Source organism: Pantoea cypripedii (assembly GCF_002095535.1).
Taxonomy (GTDB): Bacteria; Pseudomonadota; Gammaproteobacteria; order Enterobacterales; family Enterobacteriaceae; genus Pantoea; species Pantoea cypripedii.
In genome coordinates this window covers 4,270,134-4,290,578 of the sequence record NZ_MLJI01000001.1, presented here as the reverse complement: position 1 = coordinate 4,290,578, position 20,445 = coordinate 4,270,134, and the positions used below count along the sequence as shown (strand labels likewise).

Genomic DNA, 20,445 nt, shown 5'->3' with positions numbered 1-20,445 from the left:
CATCACTCAGAGGAAAAACACGTCAATCACGATGGAGTCAAATATAACCAAACAGAGAAATAAAACCCCGCCTCAGACCCCCAAAGAACACCGGATGCAGCAATTTCCAGGTTCTTTCCTTATATCTAGTGGCAAAGAGCTGCATCACACATTTAACAGCGGAATGCATATTGCTGATTTACAGACCGCAAAAACCATGAAGAACCTCATCCAGGAAGGAAGACATCTTCAGGATTCTCCAGTTGAAAATAAAGCGATTTCTGATGAGATTAATAAAATAAAAGATCTCTTAACGCAGGTCGCTGACGATGAGCTGCGCACGTTGACCCAACCTCTCTCGTTACAGATAACTAACAAAAATGTCAGCCTGAATACATCACAGGAGATGTCTGAAAAACAATGGCTGGAGCAGCATGACAAACCGGGAAATTACCTCGTATTAAACGGTAATAATGATGAAACCTATGTATCTTTTATCGCTCAACGGGTTAAAAATTGCGCACATCTGAAAATTATCACGAGTGGTTTTGGTGGGCATGGCACAACTGATCGCCATACTATCTCTACTAATCAAACTGAAGCGGACAGATTCAAAGATATTCTGATGAGCAATGGCGTTGCGGAGGAAAAAATACTCGTTGATCCCTGGTCCACTAACAGTGGTCAGAATGCCATCAACGTGGCGGGGATTCTGAATGATCAAATTCAGGCTGAAGACAAAGTGACAATTATTATCGCCGGAACACCGGCAGCGGTTTTTCGTCAGACTTACACGTATGCAAAGCAACTGGATATTGCAGTAGATAGTTATCAAATCGAGTCATTCCCCTTTAGCGAAAAGGGTGCATATATCACCATACCTGATAAATTGGCGATTTTACGCGAGTTCTCGACCACACTGCATTATCTTATGAATACTGATTATTTGCCTGCTGATGCACAGCTCTATCCGGACTCGTTCTTTGATAGCGCGGTAGATACTATCCAGACAATGGCAAAAGGATTAAAGAAAAAAGATACAGAGGTGGTTGAAAAATATAAAAGCGTCATTGATGCCATGGAGTCCATATCTGCGGAGATGATTTCTCGCCTGAAAAATAATAATCACACCATGGAAGATAAAAATAATATCAGGATAGTAGACCAGTTTTTCCGTGGGTTGTTTAACCCGCTGGAGATGACGTTTACAAGGGGGAGTGTATAAAAATTAACGCGTTGAAATAAAAACGATATTCAAATGTCATGCGCGACGGGCGTTTTGCAACACTCGCCGCGCATTTTTTGTCCTCAACAGGACATGAGGACTTAACCGGTATTACGCATTCCCGCCGCAACACCCGCGATGGTGACCATCAGCGCCTGTTCTACCCGCGCATCCGGTTCGTCTCCGCGTTCTTCCTGCGCACGTGAACGGTGCAGCAGTTCAGCCTGCAACACGTTAAGCGGGTCAGTGTAGACGTTACGCAAGGCAATGGATTCAGCAATCCACGGTTGATCTGCCATCAGATGCGCATCGTTAGCGATAGTCAGCACCGCTTTGATATCCGCATCCAGCTGATCGCGCAGCTGCTGGCCCAGCGGCCACAGGGATTTATCGACCAGGCGCTGATCGTAGTATTCCGCCAGCCACAGGTCGGCTTTCGAGAACACCATCTCCAGCATGCCGAGACGGGTAGAGAAGAATGGCCAGTCGCGGCACATTGTCTCCAGCTGATCCTGGTGGCCTTGTTCCATCGCTTTCTGAATCGCGGCACCTGCACCCAGCCAGGCGGGCAGCATCAAACGGTTCTGCGTCCAGGCAAAAATCCATGGGATAGCACGCAGTGATTCGACACCACCGCTGGCACGGCGTTTCGCCGGACGTGAGCCGAGCGGCAGTTTACCCAGTTCCTGCTCCGGCGTAGCCGAGCGGAAATAGGGTACGAAATCAGGATTCTCACGCACATAGCCACGGTACATCGCACAGGAGTGGGCCGACAGACCGTCCATGATGTCGCACCATTCGCTTTTCGGCTCCGGTGGCGGCATCAGGTTGGCTTCGAGAATCGCCCCGGTGTACAACGACAGGCTGGCAATCGTCACTTCCGGCAGGCCGTATTTGAAGCGAATCATCTCACCCTGCTCGGTGACGCGCAGGCCGCCTTTCAGGCTGCCCGGTGGCTGTGACAGCAACGCTGCGTGCGCCGGTGCACCGCCACGCCCGATGGAGCCGCCACGTCCGTGGAACAGCGTCAGGGCGATACCGGCTTTCTCACAGGTCTTGATCAGGGCATCCTGCGCCTGGTACTGCGCCCAGCTGGCAGCCATCACGCCAGCATCTTTCGCCGAGTCAGAGTAGCCAATCATCACCATCTGCTTGCCCTGAATAAAGCCGCGATACCAGTCGATGCTCAACAGCTGACTCATCACGTCGTTGGCGTTGTTCAGGTCGTCGAGGGTTTCAAACAGCGGTGCCACCGGCATGGCGTAGGGAATGCCCGCTTCTTTCAGCAGCAGATGCACTGCCAGCACGTCGGAAGGCATCTTCGCCATCGAAATCACGTAGGCGGCAATCGAACCTTGCGGAGCTTCTGCTGCCACTTTGCAGGTATCCAGCACTTCGCGGGTGTTGTCGCTCGGCTCCCACTGGCGTGGCAACAGCGGACGTTTGGAATTCAGTTCACGGATCAGGAAGGCTTGTTTATCAGCTTCTGACCAGCTTTCGTAATCACCGAGGCCGAGATAGCGAGTTACTTCTGCCAGCGCCTCAGTATGACGGGTGCTCTCCTGACGCAGATCGATACGCACCAGCGGCACACCAAAACATTTCACGCGGCGCAGCGTATCCAGCAACTGACCATTGGCAATGATGCCCATGCCGCATTGTTGCAGCGACTGATAGATGGCATACAGCGGCAGCCACAGCTGATCGTTGGAGACCAGTAAATCGGCCGGGCGCGGCAGACGCTCGCCTTTCAGACGATGCTCCATATAGGCTTGTGTGGACATCAACTGGCTGCGGATGCGCTTCAGAATCATGCGATAAGGTTCCAGCGCTTCCGGGTCGCCACACAGTTCACGCACTTCGTCACTGCATTCGGACATCGACAGCTCAGAAATCAGCACGCCGATATCGCGCAGGAACAAATCGGCGGCTTTCCAGCGACCCAGCTGCATCGCCTGGCGCGTCACCTTAGCAGTGACGTTCGGGTTACCGTCGCGGTCGCCGCCCATCCATGACGTAAATTGCACCGGGACAAAATCCACCGGCAACTGCATACCAAAGGTTTCTTCCACCTGCTCATTCAGCTCACGCAGAAACGCCGGTACGCCTTCCCACAGGCTGTTTTCCACCACGGCAAAGCCCCATTTGGCTTCATCGACCGGGGTCGGACGGTATTTACGGATTTCGTCGGTGTGCCAGGCCTGAGCAACCAGCTGGCGCAGACGGCGCATCACCTGGTTGTACTCATACCCGGTGATATCGCTGTGGTCGAGTTGTTGCAGGCAGCTGTTCACTTCAACCAGTTTATGGATCAGTGTACGGCGGGTAATTTCAGTCGGGTGCGCCGTGAGCACCAGCTCCAGCGAAAGCGATTCAATTGCCGCGCGGATATCGTTTTCGTTGAGGTCTTTCTGTTGTTTCAGACGATCAAAGGTGGTTTTCAGTAGCTCCGGGTTATTCGCACCGTCGCCACTACGCGCAATGGTCTGATACTGCTCAGCCACGTTGGTGAGATTCAGGAACTGACTAAATGCACGCGCTACGGGGAGCAGCTCGTCATTGGACAGATTTTGCAGTGTGGACAGCAGTTCCTTACGATGAGTGTCATTTCCTGCACGAGATGACTTAGAGAGTTTGCGGATGGTCTCCACCCGATCGAGGATGTTCTCTCCCAGTGCATCCTTTATCGTATCCCCGAGCAGTTTGCCGAGCATACTGACATTACTTCGCATTGCGGAATATTGTTCGTTCATGTGACCCTGACACCCTTATCGTCTTTTTAATCTATATACCCAACGGGCATAACTTCGTCTTTTATCTAGCCACGTATCGCTCTGTTCGTCAATTGCCTTAAACTGACGAAATTTCGCTGCTAAATGATGGAAATTCAAAGAATTTAACGAGAGTGAAGCGAGATAAGTTATTCTTATTATCAAATCCCGAACATTGACGGGGCATTTTGCTGATTAAACAGTGAAATGCCCCATCGATTATTCATCAGTGACAAAAATGATGCACAACCTGCGTGATAAGCGCATGGGTTGGTTTAATAAATGCCGTATCAATAAATTCATCCGGCTGATGGGCCTGGTTGATGGAACCTGGGCCTAACACCAGGGTGGGGCACAATTGCTGAATAAACGGCGCTTCGGTGCAATAGTTCACCACTTCGGTTGGTGTGCCCAGCAATTTCTCCACCACTTTCACCAGCTCATGATCCACCGGACATTCATAACCCGGAATCGGCGGATGCAGCTCACCCACGGTCAACCGGCCTGGCCAGCGTTCGCTCACCGGGGCCAGCGCTTCATTCAGCAGACCATCCAGATCGCTCAGCGTCAGGCCCGGCAGCGGACGAATATCCATATGCAGTTCACAGCAGGCGCAAATGCGGTTGGCGGCATCACCACCATGAATATGGCCGAAGTTCATGGTCGGGTAGGGGATGGCAAAACCATCATGGTTGTAACGCGTTTTCAGCGTATTACGCAGCTGCATCAGCTGGGTGATCGACTCATGCATCAATTCAATCGCGTTCACACCGCGTGATGGGTCACTGGAGTGGCCCGATTGTCCCTGAATACGAATCACATTCGAGAGATGGCCTTTGTGCGCGCGCACTGGCTTCAGTGACGTCGGCTCGCCGATGATGGCGCAATCCGGACGCAGCTGGGTGGATTCGGCAAAATACTTCGCCCCTGCCATGGTGGTTTCTTCATCGGCGGTCGCGAGGATGTAGAGCGGTTTGCTCAGTTTGGTCACGTCAACGTCACGCAGTGCATCCAGAATAAAGGCAAAGAAGCCTTTCATATCTGCGGTGCCTAAACCGTATAACTTGTTGTCGTGCTCAGTCAGGGTAAAAGGATCGCGCGTCCAGCGGCCATCATCGAACGGAACGGTATCGGTGTGCCCCGCCAGTAACAGGCCACCCGCGCCCGATCCCGTCTTCGCCAGCAGGTTAAATTTATGCCGCGTACCCGGTACCGGTTGCACCTCGGTAGTGAAACCAAGATCGCGAAACCAGCCTGCCAGCAAATTGATTAAAGTTTCATTGCTCTGATCGAGTGCGGCGTCAGTGGCACTGATCGACGGTGTGGCAATCAGCTGGCGGTAGAGTTCGATAAAAGGTGGTAATTTTGTCTTCACTGTTGACGGTCCTTGGGTTAGGATGTATCAATATTCATGCATTAATAGTGAATAAAAATACATTAACGTCGTCTGCATGTGAACAGTAAATTTTCTGCAAACGGCATCGTGGGCAACGGGGCAAGGCCGCGACCCGGAACGTGTGACTGTAATAAGGTATACAGCCTGATGTTGAATACGCTGATCGTTGGTGCCAGTGGTTATGCTGGCGTAGAGCTTGCCACCTACCTGAATCGCCATCCGCATATGAACATAACCGCTTTAGCGGTTTCAGCGCAAAGCCCGGATGCCGGAAAGTTACTGTCCGATCTGCATCCTCAGCTGAAAGGGATTGTCGACCTGCCGTTGCAGCCGCTGAGTGATGCGGCGGAATGGGCGGATAAAGTCGATGTGGTTTTCCTCGCCACGGCGCATGAAGTCAGCCACGATCTGGCACCGGAATTCCTGAAAGCGGGTTGCGTGGTCTTCGATCTCTCCGGTGCGTTCCGCGTTAACGACGATGCTTTCTATACCCAATATTACGGTTTCACCCATCAGCACGGCGACTGGCTGGATAAAGCGGTTTACGGCCTGGCTGAATGGCAGCACGAAAAAATTAAAGAAGCACAGCTGGTGGCGGTGCCGGGTTGCTATCCGACCGCCTCACAGCTGGCGCTGAAACCATTGGTGGAAGCAGGCCTGCTCAATGAAGCGCAGTGGCCGGTGATCAATGCCACCAGTGGCGTGAGCGGTGCCGGACGCAAAGCCAGCGTCACCACCAGCTTCTGCGAAGTCAGCCTGCAACCGTATGGCATCTTCAATCATCGTCATCATCCGGAAATTGTTGCCCACCTCGGCACGCCGGTAATCTTTACGCCGCATCTGGGCAATTTCCCGCGCGGCATTCTCGCCACCATTACCTGCCGCCTGAAGCCTGGCGTGAGTGAACAGGATGTGGCGGAAGCCTTCCACAACGCCTACCATGACAAACCGCTGGTGCGTCTCTATAAGAAAGGTGTTCCGGCGCTGAAAGGCGTGGTCGGCCTGCCATTCTGCGATATCGGTTTTGCCGTGCAGGGTGAGCACCTGATTGTGGTTGCCGCTGAAGACAACCTGCTGAAAGGTGCCTCTTCCCAGGCGGTGCAGTGTCTGAATATCCGTTTCGGCTTCCCCGAAACGCTGTCTCTGATTTAACGGGCGAGTAAGTAAACCATGACCAATCCTCTGATTATTAAACTGGGTGGCGTCCTGCTGGACAGCGAAGAAGCGCTGGCCCGTCTGTTTGATGCACTGCTGGCGTACCGCACCGAATATCAGCGTCCGCTGATCATCGTGCATGGCGGCGGCTGCCTGGTGGATGAGCTGATGAAGAAGCTCGCGCTGCCGGTGAAAAAGAAGAACGGTTTGCGCGTGACGCCAGCCGATCAGATTGACATTATTACTGGTGCCCTGGCAGGCACGGCCAACAAAACTCTGCTGGCCTGGGCGAAGAAATATGGCATCAATGCAGTAGGTTTATGCCTGGGTGATGCTGGCCTGGTGAATGTTGCGCAGTTCGACGAAGAACTGGGCCATGTGGGTAACGCGACGCCAGGTAACCCGATGCTGGTGAACACGCTGCTGGGCGCAGGCTATATGCCGGTGATCAGCTCCATCGGTATCACCGACGCGGGTGAGCTGATGAACGTCAACGCGGACCAGGCGGCGACAGCGCTGGCAGCAACCATTGGTGCGGATCTGGTACTGTTGTCTGATGTCAGCGGCATTCTGGATGGCAAAGGTCAGCGCATCGCGGAAATGACCGCAGCAAAAGCCGAGCAGCTGATTGCTCAGGGCATCATTACCGATGGCATGATCGTTAAAGTTAACGCAGCGCTGGATGCGGCACGTACCCTGGGTCGCCCGGTGGATATTGCCAGCTGGCGTCATGCTGAACAGCTGCCAACCCTTTTCAACGGCGTGTCGATTGGCACCCGGATTCTCGCTTAACGACACTGATTCAAGGATTACGAAATGCAAACGCAAGGCATCAAAAAAATTGTTCTGGCTTACTCTGGCGGCCTTGATACGTCTGCCATCATTCCATGGCTGAAAGAGAACTACGGCGGCTGTGAAGTGGTGGCCTTCGTGGCAAATATCGGCCAGGACCCTGCCGATCTGGATGGCGTTGAGAAGAAAGCACTACAATCAGGTGCCTCTGAGTGCCACGTGGTTGACCTGCGTGAAGAATTCATCAGCGAATATGTTTACCCGGTACTGCAGACCGGTGCGCTGTACGAAGGCACCTACCTGCTGGGTACTTCCATGGCGCGTCCGATTATCGCCAAAGCGCAGGTTGAGCTGGCACTGAAAGTGGGTGCCGATGCCCTGTGTCACGGCGCGACCGGTAAAGGTAACGACCAGGTGCGTTTTGAAACCACCTATACCGCGCTGGCACCGCAGCTGAAAGTGGTGGCTCCATGGCGTGAATGGAACCTGCGTTCACGTGAAGCGCTGCTCGACTACCTGAAAGAGCGCAACATCCCGACCACCGCGTCGCTGGAAAAAATCTACAGCCGTGACGAGAACGCATGGCACATCTCCACCGAAGGTGGCGTGCTGGAAAGCCCGTGGAACGCACCGAACAAAGATTGCTGGGTGTGGACCGTCGATCCGCTGGAAGCGCCGGATCAGCCGGAAAACGTCACCGTGACCGTAGAAAAAGGTCGCGTGGTGGCGGTGAATGGCGAGAAGCTCAGCCCGTTCGCCTGTCTGGAAAAACTGAATGTGCTGGGTGCGAAGCACGGCGTAGGCCGTATCGACATCGTGGAAAACCGTCTGGTGGGGATCAAATCCCGTGGTTGCTATGAAACCCCAGGGGGCACCATTATGGTCAACGCCCTGCGTGCGGTTGAGCAGCTGGTTCTGGACCGTGACAGCTTCAAATGGCGTGAGCAGCTGGGCCAGGAAATGTCATACGTGGTGTATGACGGTCGCTGGTTTGCGCCGCTGCGTCAGTCTATCCAGGCAGCTGCCGAGTCGCTGGCGGAGCTGGTTAACGGCGAAGTGGTACTGCAGCTGTACAAAGGCCAGGCTACCGCAATTCAGAAGAAATCCGCTAACAGCCTGTACTCGGAAGAGTTTGCGACCTTCGGCGAAGACGAAGTGTACGATCACCGTCACGCGGGCGGCTTTATCCGTCTGTTCTCGCTCTCTTCACGCATCCGTGCGCTGAACGAGCAGAAAAAGTAATTCCGCGCGAACGACACATTCACAAGGGCGGCTTCGGGCCGCCCTTTGTTTAACAGCATTCAGGAGTATTCAGATGGCACTTTGGGGTGGACGCTTTACCCAGGCAGCAGACCAACGGTTCAAACAATTCAATGACTCGCTGCGTTTCGACTATCGCCTGGCGGAGCAGGACATCATCGGTTCTGTCGCCTGGTCAAAAGCGCTGGTCACGGTCAATGTCCTGAGCAGCGACGAACAGCAGCAGCTGGAGGCGGCGTTACAGGCGCTGCTGGCCGAAGTGCGCGCCAATCCGCAGCAGATTCTGCAGAGCGATGCCGAAGACATCCACAGCTGGGTGGAAGGCAAACTGATTGATAAAGTCGGGGCGCTGGGTAAAAAGCTGCACACTGGCCGTAGCCGTAATGATCAGGTCGCCACCGATTTGAAACTGTGGTGCAAAGAGCAGGTTGCGGTGCTGCTGGACGCGACGCGTGAGCTGCAGAAAGCGCTGGTGGCGACGGCTGAAGCGAATCAGGACGCGGTGATGCCGGGTTATACCCACCTGCAACGCGCCCAGCCGGTAACTTTTGCCCACTGGTGCCTTGCCTATGTTGAAATGCTGGCGCGTGATGAAAGCCGTTTACAGGACACCCTGAAGCGTCTTGACGTCAGCCCGTTGGGTTGTGGTGCACTGGCCGGTACCGCTTACGAAATCGATCGCCAGCAGCTGGCAGGGTGGTTAGGTTTTGCTTCTGCCACCCGCAACAGCCTCGATACCGTTTCTGACCGCGACCACGTGCTGGAGCTGCTGTCTGATGCATCCATCGGTATGGTGCATTTGTCACGCTTTGCTGAAGACATGATTTTCTTCAACACCGGCGAAGCGGGCTTTGTGGAGCTGTCGGACAAAGTGACGTCCGGTTCCTCACTGATGCCGCAGAAGAAAAACCCGGATGCGCTGGAGCTGATTCGCGGCAAATGTGGCCGTGTGCAGGGCGCATTGACCGGCATGATGATGACGCTGAAAGGCCTGCCGCTGGCCTACAACAAAGATATGCAGGAAGACAAAGAAGGCTTGTTCGATGCGCTCGACACCTGGCTGGATTGTCTGCATATGTCGGTACTGGTGTTGGACGGTATTCAGGTAAAACGTCCACGTTGCCAGGAAGCGGCGGAGCAGGGCTATGCGAACTCCACTGAACTGGCGGATTATCTGGTTGCTAAAGGCGTGCCGTTCCGTGAAGCGCACCATATCGTCGGTGAAGCGGTGGTAGAAGCGATTAAACAGGGCGTGGCGCTGGAAGCGTTAAGCCTGGCGCAACTGAAGCAGTTCAGTGCGGTGATTGAGGAGGATGTTTATCCGATTCTGTCGCTGCAATCCTGCCTGGATAAGCGTAACGCCCGTGGCGGTGTGGCACCACAGCAGGTGGCGCTGGCGATTCAGGAAGCGCAACAACGCCTGAGCTAAGGCCAAAAAAAAGCGGGCTATGGATAGCCCGCCAACCTCTAGCTTCGGAATTTCATTATTTTATAGGCACATCATCAAAGGGCTGGCACTCCCGGCCAACACAGTGATTTATCAGACTGATTGCAGGTGTTGCTCCGTCTTCTCAGCCTTTTTTCATCATTGCTTCAGATGGCACGTATTATTCCTGTCAGTGGCTTGATAGGGCTAATCGTTCATTGCTATTCTATCTATCGCCACGGGCTATCGTGGTTCGGAGGATATCAATGAACATTCGTGATCTGGAGTATCTGGTTTCGCTTGCGGAGCACCGTCACTTCCGCCGTGCAGCGGATGCCTGCCATGTCAGCCAGCCAACGCTGAGCGGACAAATTCGTAAACTGGAAGATGAACTGGGCGTCATGCTGCTGGAACGCACCAGCCGTAAGGTATTGTTTACCCAGGCTGGGCTGTTGCTGGTGGATCAGGCGCGCACCGTGCTGCGTGAAGTGAAGGTACTGAAGGAGATGGCCAGCCAGCAGGGCGAAACCATGTCCGGGCCGTTGCACATTGGGCTTATCCCCACCACCGGGCCTTATCTGTTGCCGCAAATCATCCCGATGCTGCATCAGACCTTTCCCAAGCTTGAAATGTATCTGCACGAAGCGCAGACGCAGCAGCTATTGTCACAACTCGATAGCGGCAAACTCGACTGTGCAATTCTGGCGCTGGTGAAAGAGAGCGAAGCCTTTATCGAGGTGCCGCTGTTTGACGAGCCGATGAAGCTGGCGATCTACGAGGATCACCCGTGGCACGATCGCGATCGTGTACCCATGTCGGATCTGGCCGGTGAAAAGTTGCTGATGCTGGAAGATGGCCACTGCCTGCGCGATCAGGCGATGGGTTTCTGCTTTGAAGCAGGCGCTGATGAAGACACCCATTTCCGTGCTACCAGCCTGGAAACGTTGCGCAATATGGTCGCTGCCGGAAGTGGCATCACGTTATTGCCTGCGCTGGCGGTGCCGAACGAGCGCGTGCGTGATGGCGTGTGTTATCTGCCGTGTTATAAGCCAGTGCCACAGCGTACCATCGCGCTGGTTTATCGTCCCGGCTCGCCTCTGCGCAGCCGCTATGAGCAGCTGGCAGAAGCGATCAAAACCCACATGCAGAGCTATCTCGATAACACGTTAAAACAGGCGGTTTAAGCCATTTAACGCGGCAACGCGATAGGCTTCGGCCATCGTGGGATAGTTAAAGGTGGTATTCACGAAGTATTCAATCGTGTTACCGCCATTTTTCTGTTCCATGATGGCCTGGCCGATATGAATGATTTCCGCCGCACGTTCGCCAAAGCAATGAATGCCGAGAATTTCTTTGGTTTCACGGTGGAACAGGATCTTCAGGCTACCCACATTCATCCCGACAATCTGCGCACGCGCCAGGTGTTTGAACTGCGCACGTCCCACCTCATACGGCACTTTCATGGCGGTCAGCTGCTGTTCCGTTTTCCCGACTGAACTGATCTCCGGAATGGTGTAAATCCCGGTGGGGATATCTTCAATCAGATGCGCGGTGGCTTCACCTTTGATGATGGCCTGAGCAGCGATGCGGCCCTGGTCATAGGCGGCTGAAGCCAGGCTCGGATAACCGATTACGTCACCGACCGCATAAATATGCGGCTGTGCCGTCTGGTACATGCTGTTAACCTTCAGCAGACCACGGCCATCAGCTTCCAGACCGACATTTTCCAGCGCCAGTGAATCGGTATTACCGGTTCGACCATTGGCGTACAGCAGGCAATCTGCTTTCACCTTCTTGCCGGATTTGAGGTGAATGATGACGCCATCGTCCACGCCTTCAATCTTCTCAAACTCTTCGTTGTGACGAATCACCACGCCGCTGTTCCAGAAGTGGTAAGACAAGGAATCCGACATTTCCTGGTCGAGAAACGCCAGCAAGCGATCGCGGGTGTTGATCAGGTCAACCTTCACGTTCAGACCGCGGAAAATGGAGGCATATTCACAGCCGATCACCCCGGCACCATAGATAATGACGTGACCCGGTTCATGGTGCAGATTGAGGATCGAATCGGAGTCATAAATACGTGGATGGGTGAAATCGACATCATTCGGATGATAAGGGCGCGATCCGCAAGCAATGACAAACTTTTCTGCGGTTAAGCGTTCGCGGGTGCCATCCGGTTGTTCCACTTCGATGGTGTTGGCATCAACAAAATGCGCATCGCCCTGATAGAGCTCACACCGGTTACGCTCGTAAAAACCCTGCCGCATCGAAGTTTGCTGGCTGATGACGTTTTCGGTGTGGTTAAGGATATCTGCAAAAGAGGAGCGCAGAAGTCGGGTGTGGTCGCTATAAAGGGGATTTTGATTGAACTCGATAATACGGCTGACAGCATGACGCAACGCTTTGGAAGGGATGGTGCCCCAGTGAGTACAACCGCCGCCGATGTTATGGTAGCGTTCGATCACTGCGATGCGCGCTCCCTGCTTCACCAGCCCCATGGCCGCACCTTCACCGCCCGGACCGGAGCCAATCACAATGGCATCGTAATCGTAAGACTTTTGCATACCAGTACGTCCTATGTTTCTATACATTTTTACAACGAGATTCTAACATCTCGCCGCGCACTTCTGAATTCTAACAGCGATTTTTGCCTGATTTTGACAAAGCGTGAGGTTCACAGGCGTTCACAAACTTTGCGGCACTGGCGGCGACAAAGTTTGTTATAGTGCCTGCCTGATTACTCACAGGGCAGAGAGAATGGGCGTCAGAGCGCAACAAAAAGAACGTACAAGGCGTTCTTTGATTGAAGCCGCCTTCAGTCAGTTAAGTGCAGAACGGAGTTTCGCCAGCCTGAGCCTGAGAGAAGTCGCTCGCGAAGCTGGCATTGCGCCCACCTCGTTTTACCGTCATTTCCGGGATGTGGATGAACTGGGTCTGACCATGGTTGACGAAAGTGGCCTGATGTTGCGTCAGCTGATGCGTCAGGCTCGCCAGCGTATTGCCAAGGGCGGCAGCATTATTAAGACCTCCGTCGCAACTTTTATGGAGTTTATCGGGAACAATCCCAACGCTTTTCGTCTCTTACTACGCGAGCGTTCCGGAACCTCTGCTGCGTTTCGTGCTGCAGTTGCGCGTGAAATTCAACACTTCATTGCCGAACTGGCGGATTACCTGGAGCTGGAGAACCGCATGCCGCGCAGTTTTACCGAAGCGCAGGCGGAAGCGATGGTCACCATCGTGTTCAGTGCTGGTGCGGAAGCGCTGGATGTGGATATTGAACAACGTCGCAAGCTGGAAGACCGTCTGGTGCTGCAGCTGCGTATGATTGCCAAAGGTGCGTATTACTGGTATCGCCGGGAGCAGGAGCGCCTGTCGGTAACACTGGAAAAACCCGAAGAGTAATGTGATAAGGATAATGAAATGATTGAGCAAAACCCCCGCGATAAAGGAACGCTTTTACTGGCTTTTATCACCGGTTTAGCCATCAACGGCTCCTTTTCGGTGCTGTTCAGTGCATTTGTGCCGTTTTCGATTTTCCCGCTGATCGCCCTGGGCCTGGCGGCCTGGTGTCTGCATCAACGTTATCTGAATCGTAATATGCCGGAAGGTATGCCCTCGCTGGCCGCAGCGTTTTTTCTGCTGGGGATTCTGGTCTACAGCGCACTGGTTCGCGCCGAGTATCCGGACATCGGCTCCAACTTTATTCCTACCATCCTGATGGTAGCGCTGGTGTTCTGGATTGCGACACGCTTTAAGCGACCGAAGAACAAGAATTAAAAAAACGGGACCTTCAGGGTCCCGTTTTTTATTCAGGCTTTGCGCGTCAGCAACACACCACACTCCATATGATGGGTGTAGGGGAACTGATCGAACAACGCCAGCCTTGCAACCTCATGGGTTTCCGCCAGCGTAGCGAGATTGTCGCACAGCGTCTGCGGGTTGCAGGAGATATAAAGAATGCGCGGGTAAGCCTGCACCATCCGGACCGTTTCGGCGTCCAGCCCGCTACGCGGTGGATCGACGAAAATGGTTTCACACTGATAACTTTGCAGATCGATACCTTCCAGGCGGTTAAAGCTGCGCACGCCGTTCATGGCCTGGGTAAACTCTTCCGCCGCCATGCGGATGATCTGCACGTTATCAATCTGATTGGCCGTAATGTTGTACTGCGCCGCCGCCACGGAAGGTTTGGCAATTTCGGTGGCTAATACACGACGGAAATTCCGTGCCAGCGCCAGCGAAAAGTTACCATTACCGCAATACAACTCCAGCAGATCGCCGCGTGCGTTTTGTGTCACATCCAGCGCCCACTCCAGCATCTGAATATTCATCGCCGCATTCGGCTGGGTGAAACTGTTCTCTACCTGACGATAAATCAATTCTTTGCCCGCTACCGGCAGGCGCTCATCAATGTAATCACGATCGAGACAGATTTTGGTTTTGGTGGCGCGACCAATTAACTGGACATCAAAGCCTTCAGCGCGCAGGGCATCGCGTAACGCCGTCGCCGCCTGCTGCCAGTCCTCTTCCAGCTTACGGTGATAGAGCAGGGAAATAACGATTTGGTTGCTCAGCGTCGACAGATAATCGATCTGGAATAATTTATGGCGCAGGACGCGGTTATCACGGATCGCGTCGATCATTTTTGGCATCAGCTGGTTGATCAATTCACTGGCAGCAGGAAATTGATCAACCCGAATACGTTGTTTGGTCTGCTGATCAAAGATGATGTGATACAGATCGTCACCATCGTGCCAGATGCGGAATTCGGCACGCATGCGGTAGTGACTGACCGGTGAACGAAACACCTCCACCTCTGGCGCAGCAAATGGTGTCATCATCGCCTGCAAACGGCTGACTTTTTCCGCCAGTTGCGCGTCGTATTGTTCAATCGGGAGTTGTTCGGGTGTCATCTTTAATCCTGGTAATAAGCCTGCTTGCCGGGCGATTGTAGGCATTCACCTGCTGATGTCCAGCTCTGCGCGAAAGAAGATGGCTGGAAGTCTGGATTTCCGGCCTTCTTATCCGTAGACTGCGGCAGCCGGCCTCCTTGAGTTAAAAGGGAATCCAGTGTGAATCTGGAGCTGACGCGCAGCGGTAATGAATGTCGTGGTGATTGCTGATGCAGACACTGTCCTGCGGGATGGGAAGTCTTCACCATTAATGATTCTCAGCCCGAAGACCTGCCGGTGTGACGTCGCAATTCGTACGATCATCGCGTGCTATCGATCGTATGCCTGCGGCATCCTGCTTCGTCTTTTGGATGCTATAACAATGAAAAAAACACATGCTTCGCTGTTTGCCTTCAGTGCAACGGCGGTGTCCCTCTGGGCGCAATTTGGCTATGCCCAGCAGGATGATGATACGCAAATCGTTACCGCCAACCGTTTTGCTCAGCCGGTTTCTTCCGTGCTGGCACCCACCACGGTGGTTACCCGGGAAGACATTGATCGCTGGCAGGCAAAAAGCCTCACCGATGTGATGCGTCGCCTGCCGGGCGTGGATATTGCGCAAAACGGCGGCCTCGGCCAGCAGAGTTCGATGTTTATCCGTGGTACTAATTCCAGCCATGTACTGATTCTGATCGACGGGGTGCGCCTGAACCAGGCGGGTATCTCCGGTTCATCCGATCTCAGCCAGATTCCGCTCTCGCTGGTGCAACGCATCGAGTATATCCGTGGTGCGCGTTCGGCGGTGTATGGGTCGGATGCTATCGGCGGCGTGGTGAACATCATCACCGGCCGTGATAAACCCGGTACTACGCTGACGGCGGGTGTCGGGTCAAAAGGTTATCAAAGCTACGATGGCTCGACGCAGCAGCAACTGGGTGATGCGACCAAACTGACGCTGGCCGGTAACTATACTTACACCAAAGGCTATGATGTGGTGGCGAACCTGCCAGACATCTATGGCGATCCGGCGCAAAAAGACCGTGACGGATTTATGAGCAAGACCCTGTATGGTTCACTGGAACATCAGTTCAGCGACCAGTTCAGCGGCTTCGTGCGGGGCTACGGCTTTGATAACCGAACCGCTTATGACGGCTACCCGACCTATGTTGAACCCAACACCTTCGTTGATACCCGTCAGCTTTACAGCCAGACATGGGACACCGGACTGCGCTTTAATCAGGGCATCTATTCTTCTCAGCTGATCGCCAGCTACAGCCACACCAAAGATTACAACTACAGTCCGCAGCTGGGTAAATATGATGCCACCGCTTCGCTGGATGATGTTCAGCAATACAACCTGCAGTGGGGCAACACGGTGCAGGTGGGGCATGGTGCTATTAGCGGCGGCGTTGACTGGCAGAAACAAACGTCAGAACCCGGTACCAATTCCACAGTGGATGGCCAGGAACAGCGTAATACCGGCATTTACGCCACGGCTCAACAGCAGTTTGGCAGCGTGACGCTGGAAGGTGCGGTACGTGGTGATGACAACAATGCCTTTGGCTGGCACAGCACCTGGCAGAGCAGCGCCGCCTGGGAATTTGTTGATGGCTATCGCGTCTTCGCTTCTTATGCCACCGCCTATAAAGCCCCGAACCTGGCTCAGCTTTATAGCCAGACCTATGGCAACCCGAACCTGAAGCCGGAAGAAAGCAAACAGTGGGAGAGTGGCTTTGAAGGGTTAACCGGACCGGTGAACTGGCGTGTATCGGGCTATCGCAATGACATCGATAACCTGATTGATAGCGATCCGAGTACCTACGTTTACTACAACATCGACAAAGCGCGCATTAAAGGCGTTGAGGCCACCGCGTCTTTCGACACCGGTCCGCTGAGTCATACCCTTTCTTATGATTATGTCGATGCGCGTGATGCAGAAACCAATCAGCAATTGTTGCGCCGTGCTAAGCAGCAGGTGAAATACCAGCTCGACTGGACGGTGTTCGATTTTGACTGGTCCATCACCTATCACTACCTTGGTGAGCGTTATGACAATGATTACAACCACTCCTATACTGCGCAGCGCGTTAAGCTGGGCGGTGTGAGTTTATGGGATCTGGCAGTGTCGTATCCGGTCACCTCTCAGCTCACCGTTCGTGGTAGAATTGCCAACCTGTTCGATAAAGACTACGAGACAGTGTATGGCTATCAAACTCCAGGAACGGAGTATTACCTCAGCGCCAGCTACAGCTTCTGATCTGCGTCCCACCGTGCTGGTGTTTGACTCCGGCGTCGGTGGGCTCTCCGTCTATGAAGAGATTCGGCAACTCCTGCCGGATCTCCATTATCTCTATGCCTTCGATAATGAAGGTTTTCCCTACGGCGAAAAAACCGAAACCTATATTGTCGAGCGAGTTGTTTCGATCGTCGAAGCCATTACGCGGCACTTTCCATTGGCACTGGTGGTGATTGCCTGTAACTCGGCCAGTACGGTTTCTTTACCTGCACTGCGTGCGAAGTTTGCCTTCCCGGTGGTCGGGGTGGTGCCAGCCATTAAACCTGCCGCGCGCTTAACGCGTAATGGGGTGGTGGGGTTACTGGCGACACGCGGAACGGTGAAACGTCCTTATACTCACGAACTGGTGGCGCAATTCGCCCGTGAATGCCAAATCAAAATGTTGGGCTCGTCAGAGCTGGTCGAATTGGCTGAAGCCAAACTGCACGGAGAAGAAGTGCTGCTGGATGATGTACGCCGTGTGGTACAGCCATGGCTACGCATGAAGGAGCCGCCGGATACGGTGGTGCTGGGTTGTACCCACTTCCCTTTATTGCGTGACGAGTTACAGCTGGTGTTGCCGGAAGGGACGCGGCTGGTGGATTCCGGCGCGGCAATTGCGCGTCGTACTGCCTGGTTATTGGAACATGCGGCACCTGTTGCGCTTTCTGATGCGCCTAACATGGCATTTTGCACGCGGATGGATGAAGAAGTGCTGCAATTATCACCGGTTCTACAGCGTTATGGCTTCCCATTGCTGGAAAAACTGGCGCTTTAGTGGCTTTTCGTCGAAAAAAACAACACTCAGAAATTAAATTGCATTTAGCTCTTGTCAGCCTCAAAGAACTCCCTATAATGCGCCTCCACTGACACGGCACAACGGCTTACGAAGCGCTGGGTTAAGTAGGTGGCCTTAAGTGGCAACCTTCAGAAAAGCAAAAATAAATGCTTGACTGAAAACGCGGAAAGCGTAACATACGCAACCCGCGCCACACGAGAAATGTGGCACTGCTCTTTAACAATTTATCAGACAATCTGTGTGGGCACTCGCAGGATTGATATCAAAAGTCCACGGACTTAAAAAATATCAAGTCTCAAGAGTGAGCACGTAATTCATTACGAAGTTTAATTCTTTGAGCATCAAACTTAAATTGAAGAGTTTGATCATGGCTCAGATTGAACGCTGGCGGCAGGCCTAACACATGCAAGTCGAACGGTAGCACAGAGGAGCTTGCTCCTTGGGTGACGAGTGGCGGACGGGTGAGTAATGTCTGGGGATCTGCCCGATGGAGGGGGATAACTACTGGAAACGGTAGCTAATACCGCATAACGTCGCAAGACCAAAGTGGGGGACTTTCGGGCCTCACACCATCGGATGAACCCAGATGGGATTAGCTAGTAGGTGGGGTAACGGCTCACCTAGGCGACGATCCCTAGCTGGTCTGAGAGGATGACCAGCCACACTGGAACTGAGACACGGTCCAGACTCTACGGGAGGCAGCAGTGGGAATATTGCACAATGGGCGCAAGCCTGATGCAGCCATGCCGCGTGTATGAAGAAGGCCTTCGGGTTGTAAAGTACTTTCAGCGGGCTAGCTAGCTAGATTGCCCGGTAGCTAAGTGCGGAAAAGATAAGTGCTGAAAGCATCTAAGCACGAAACTTGCCCCGAGATGAGTTCTCCCTGACTCCTTGAGAGTCCTGAAGGGACGTTGAAGACGACGACGTTGATAGGCCGGATGTGTAAGTGCAGCGATGCATTGAGCTAACCGGTACTAATGACCCGTGAGGCTTAACCTTACAACGCCAGAGGCGTTTTGGTTGTGAGAGACCAGTAGAAGAATTTTCAGCTTAGTTCATCCGGATTGATTCGTGCGGCCTGAAGGGGCGGTGCGGATAAACAGAATTTGCCTGGCGGCTGTAGCGCGGTGGTCCCACCTGACCCCATGCCGAACTCAGAAGTGAAACGCCGTAGCGCCGATGGTAGTGTGGGGTCTCCCCATGCGAGAGTAGGGAACTGCCAGGCATCAATTTAAGGTATTTACCTGAAAAGGTAACACCGGTTATCAGCGAGACCCCGCTGGTAATGCAGTATTCGGTGGTGCGGTAGTTCAGTCGGTTAGAATACCGGCCTGTCACGCCGGGGGTCGCGGGTTCGAGTCCCGTCCGCACCGCCACCCTCATTTAGGGGCGTAGTTCAATTGGTAGAGCACCGGTCTCCAAAACCGGGTGTTGGGGGTTCGAGTCCCTCCGCCCCTGCCAGAAAACAATCCTTTGCTTAGGCAAAGGATTTTTTTTGTTCTAAATTTAGTGATGAAGAGAGTTGAGCTTCACCAATATCCACTCAAACCCTTCCTGTTTTTATTACCTCAATGTGTCAATACCGGATATTTAAGCAACTGGCGAATATGTGCCTGCTGATCGCTATTCTGAAGCCATACCGCATATAACGGTCTGACTGCGACAGGTGTATCAGGAATAACCATCAGATCGCTATAAGTGCCATGCCAGAAATCAGGTAAAAATGCACAAGCCCCCGTCGTATGCAGCAATTCTCGGGTAACATGCGCCGAAGTTGTTGTTAATACCGGAACGTCATCACTGGACAAATAAGTTTCATGTTGATGAAAATCTGCTCCCCATTCCAGTTTAATGTAATCATATTTTTCACGTTTCTCCGTTTTACGTGCACGAAATAACGCGAGTGAAATGTGACCAATTTGCTGGCTGGTCAATTCATCCATCTTCGGTGCTTCCGTGGTAATCAAAAGATCAAGCTGCCGTTCATGTAGCTGCTTTACCAGTAAATGCCGTTGTGCGATTCGCGCCTCAAGATGCAGGCTTTCTCTGTTCTCATAAAGCGATTGTAGCCAGGGGGTTAGGTAGGCTTCCCAGAGTGAAGCACTGGCCCCGATAGAAAGCTCATGATGTTGCTGTGTATGCGAAACTTCCTTCTTAGCCATCAACCAGGTACTCATCAGGCTTTCAGCGTAGGGCAATAAACGCTCACCTGCCGAAGTCAGCCGGATGTTATTACGATGGCGAGTAAAAAGGTTAACGCCCAGCTGATTTTCCAGTTGGCGAATGCGGAAACTAACGGCAGATTGCGTGAGGTAAAGCGCTTCAGCAGCGCGCCCGAAATGACGTGTTCTGCTCACTTCGAGGAAAGTTTTCAGTAATTCCGTATCCACAGCATTCTCCCAAAAAATGTTTGTCGTATTGATTTAAATGTTTTGTTTTACACTCTGTCAAGCCTATCTAATACTCCGCGCC

Annotated in this window: 15 protein-coding genes, 2 tRNA genes, 1 rRNA gene, 1 riboswitch and 1 other annotated feature; of the genes, 13 read left to right on the top strand and 5 right to left on the bottom strand. The window is 53.2% G+C overall.

From position 1 onward, the window contains the following. The first annotated feature begins 94 nt into the window (after positions 1 to 94). Positions 95 to 1,204 (top strand): YdcF family protein, encoded by a 1,110-nt coding sequence (locus tag HA50_RS20070; protein WP_208617302.1) that lies wholly within the window; start codon positions 95 to 97, stop codon positions 1,202 to 1,204. 101 nt (positions 1,205 to 1,305) lie between these two features. On the opposite strand, the gene ppc is transcribed toward HA50_RS20070, so the two are convergent. Next, positions 1,306 to 3,957, bottom strand: coding sequence for a phosphoenolpyruvate carboxylase (gene ppc, locus HA50_RS20065; RefSeq protein ID WP_084877845.1), 2,652 nt, complete (start codon positions 3,955 to 3,957; stop codon positions 1,306 to 1,308). Positions 3,958 to 4,201: 244 nt separating this feature from the next. Beyond that, positions 4,202 to 5,350: an acetylornithine deacetylase gene (argE, locus tag HA50_RS20060; RefSeq protein WP_084877842.1), complete on the bottom strand. Its 1,149-nt coding sequence runs from the start codon at positions 5,348 to 5,350 to the stop codon at positions 4,202 to 4,204. A 168-nt stretch (positions 5,351 to 5,518) separates the two neighbouring features. On the opposite strand from argE, the gene argC reads away from it, so the two are divergent. The 5 genes from argC (at position 5,519) to oxyR (ending at position 11,188) form a co-directional block, all read left to right on the top strand. Beyond that, positions 5,519 to 6,523 (top strand): N-acetyl-gamma-glutamyl-phosphate reductase, encoded by a 1,005-nt coding sequence (gene argC, locus HA50_RS20055; protein WP_084877840.1) that lies wholly within the window; start codon positions 5,519 to 5,521, stop codon positions 6,521 to 6,523. An 18-nt stretch (positions 6,524 to 6,541) separates the two neighbouring features. Continuing rightward, positions 6,542 to 7,318 carry an acetylglutamate kinase gene (gene argB, locus HA50_RS20050; protein ID WP_084877838.1) on the top strand — a complete coding sequence of 259 codons (777 nt, stop codon included), beginning with the start codon at positions 6,542 to 6,544 and terminating at the stop codon, positions 7,316 to 7,318. 24 nt (positions 7,319 to 7,342) lie between these two features. Next, positions 7,343 to 8,560, top strand: coding sequence for an argininosuccinate synthase (locus HA50_RS20045; RefSeq protein ID WP_084877836.1), 1,218 nt, complete (start codon positions 7,343 to 7,345; stop codon positions 8,558 to 8,560). A 73-nt stretch (positions 8,561 to 8,633) separates the two neighbouring features. Further along, the gene (gene argH / locus HA50_RS20040; RefSeq protein ID WP_084877833.1) at positions 8,634 to 10,007 is read left to right on the top strand and encodes an argininosuccinate lyase; all 1,374 of its coding nucleotides are present in this window, start codon (positions 8,634 to 8,636) and stop codon (positions 10,005 to 10,007) included. A 263-nt stretch (positions 10,008 to 10,270) separates the two neighbouring features. Further along, entirely contained in the window at positions 10,271 to 11,188 is a 918-nt protein-coding gene (gene oxyR / locus HA50_RS20035; protein ID WP_084877830.1) for a DNA-binding transcriptional regulator OxyR, read from the top strand. Here the strand turns inward: oxyR and sthA are convergent. Next, complete coding sequence (gene sthA, locus HA50_RS20030) at positions 11,171 to 12,571, bottom strand: Si-specific NAD(P)(+) transhydrogenase (RefSeq protein WP_084877828.1); 1,401 nt, start codon at positions 12,569 to 12,571, stop codon at positions 11,171 to 11,173. The genes oxyR and sthA overlap by 18 nt on opposite strands. Before the next feature lie 193 nt (positions 12,572 to 12,764). Here sthA and fabR point away from each other — a divergent pair, with 193 nt between their 5' ends. Both fabR and HA50_RS20020 read left to right on the top strand, forming a co-directional pair. After that, the gene (gene fabR / locus HA50_RS20025; RefSeq protein WP_084877826.1) at positions 12,765 to 13,409 is read left to right on the top strand and encodes an HTH-type transcriptional repressor FabR; all 645 of its coding nucleotides are present in this window, start codon (positions 12,765 to 12,767) and stop codon (positions 13,407 to 13,409) included. An 18-nt stretch (positions 13,410 to 13,427) separates the two neighbouring features. Further along, positions 13,428 to 13,784, top strand: coding sequence for a YijD family membrane protein (locus HA50_RS20020; RefSeq protein WP_013510971.1), 357 nt, complete (start codon positions 13,428 to 13,430; stop codon positions 13,782 to 13,784). 32 nt (positions 13,785 to 13,816) lie between these two features. Here HA50_RS20020 and trmA read toward each other — a convergent pair whose 3' ends face one another. Then, complete coding sequence (trmA, locus tag HA50_RS20015; RefSeq protein WP_084877824.1) at positions 13,817 to 14,920, bottom strand: tRNA (uridine(54)-C5)-methyltransferase TrmA; 1,104 nt, start codon at positions 14,918 to 14,920, stop codon at positions 13,817 to 13,819. Positions 14,921 to 15,032: 112 nt separating this feature from the next. Then, positions 15,033 to 15,213, top strand: a riboswitch (cobalamin riboswitch). Positions 15,214 to 15,281: 68 nt separating this feature from the next. Between trmA and btuB the strand changes: the two genes are divergently transcribed. From btuB to HA50_RS19990, 5 genes are all read left to right on the top strand, one after another. Beyond that, positions 15,282 to 17,156: a TonB-dependent vitamin B12 receptor BtuB gene (btuB, locus tag HA50_RS20010; protein ID WP_084877821.1), complete on the top strand. Its 1,875-nt coding sequence runs from the start codon at positions 15,282 to 15,284 to the stop codon at positions 17,154 to 17,156. After that, positions 17,101 to 17,952, top strand: coding sequence for a glutamate racemase (gene murI / locus HA50_RS20005; protein ID WP_084877819.1), 852 nt, complete (start codon positions 17,101 to 17,103; stop codon positions 17,950 to 17,952). The genes btuB and murI overlap by 56 nt, the downstream gene beginning before the upstream one ends. Positions 17,953 to 18,330: 378 nt before the next feature. Further along, positions 18,331 to 18,959: a sequence feature (most likely nonfunctional fraction of RNA operon), on the top strand. 123 nt (positions 18,960 to 19,082) lie between these two features. Continuing rightward, positions 19,083 to 19,198, top strand: a 5S ribosomal RNA gene (gene rrf, locus HA50_RS20000). A gap of 74 nt (positions 19,199 to 19,272) precedes the next feature. Beyond that, positions 19,273 to 19,349 (top strand) — tRNA-Asp (locus HA50_RS19995). A 9-nt stretch (positions 19,350 to 19,358) separates the two neighbouring features. Further along, positions 19,359 to 19,434 (top strand) — tRNA-Trp (locus HA50_RS19990). Between the two features lie 107 nt (positions 19,435 to 19,541). Here HA50_RS19990 and hdfR read toward each other — a convergent pair. Continuing rightward, entirely contained in the window at positions 19,542 to 20,363 is an 822-nt protein-coding gene (gene hdfR, locus HA50_RS19985; protein WP_084877817.1) for an HTH-type transcriptional regulator HdfR, read from the bottom strand. Positions 20,364 to 20,445 lie beyond the last annotated feature (82 nt).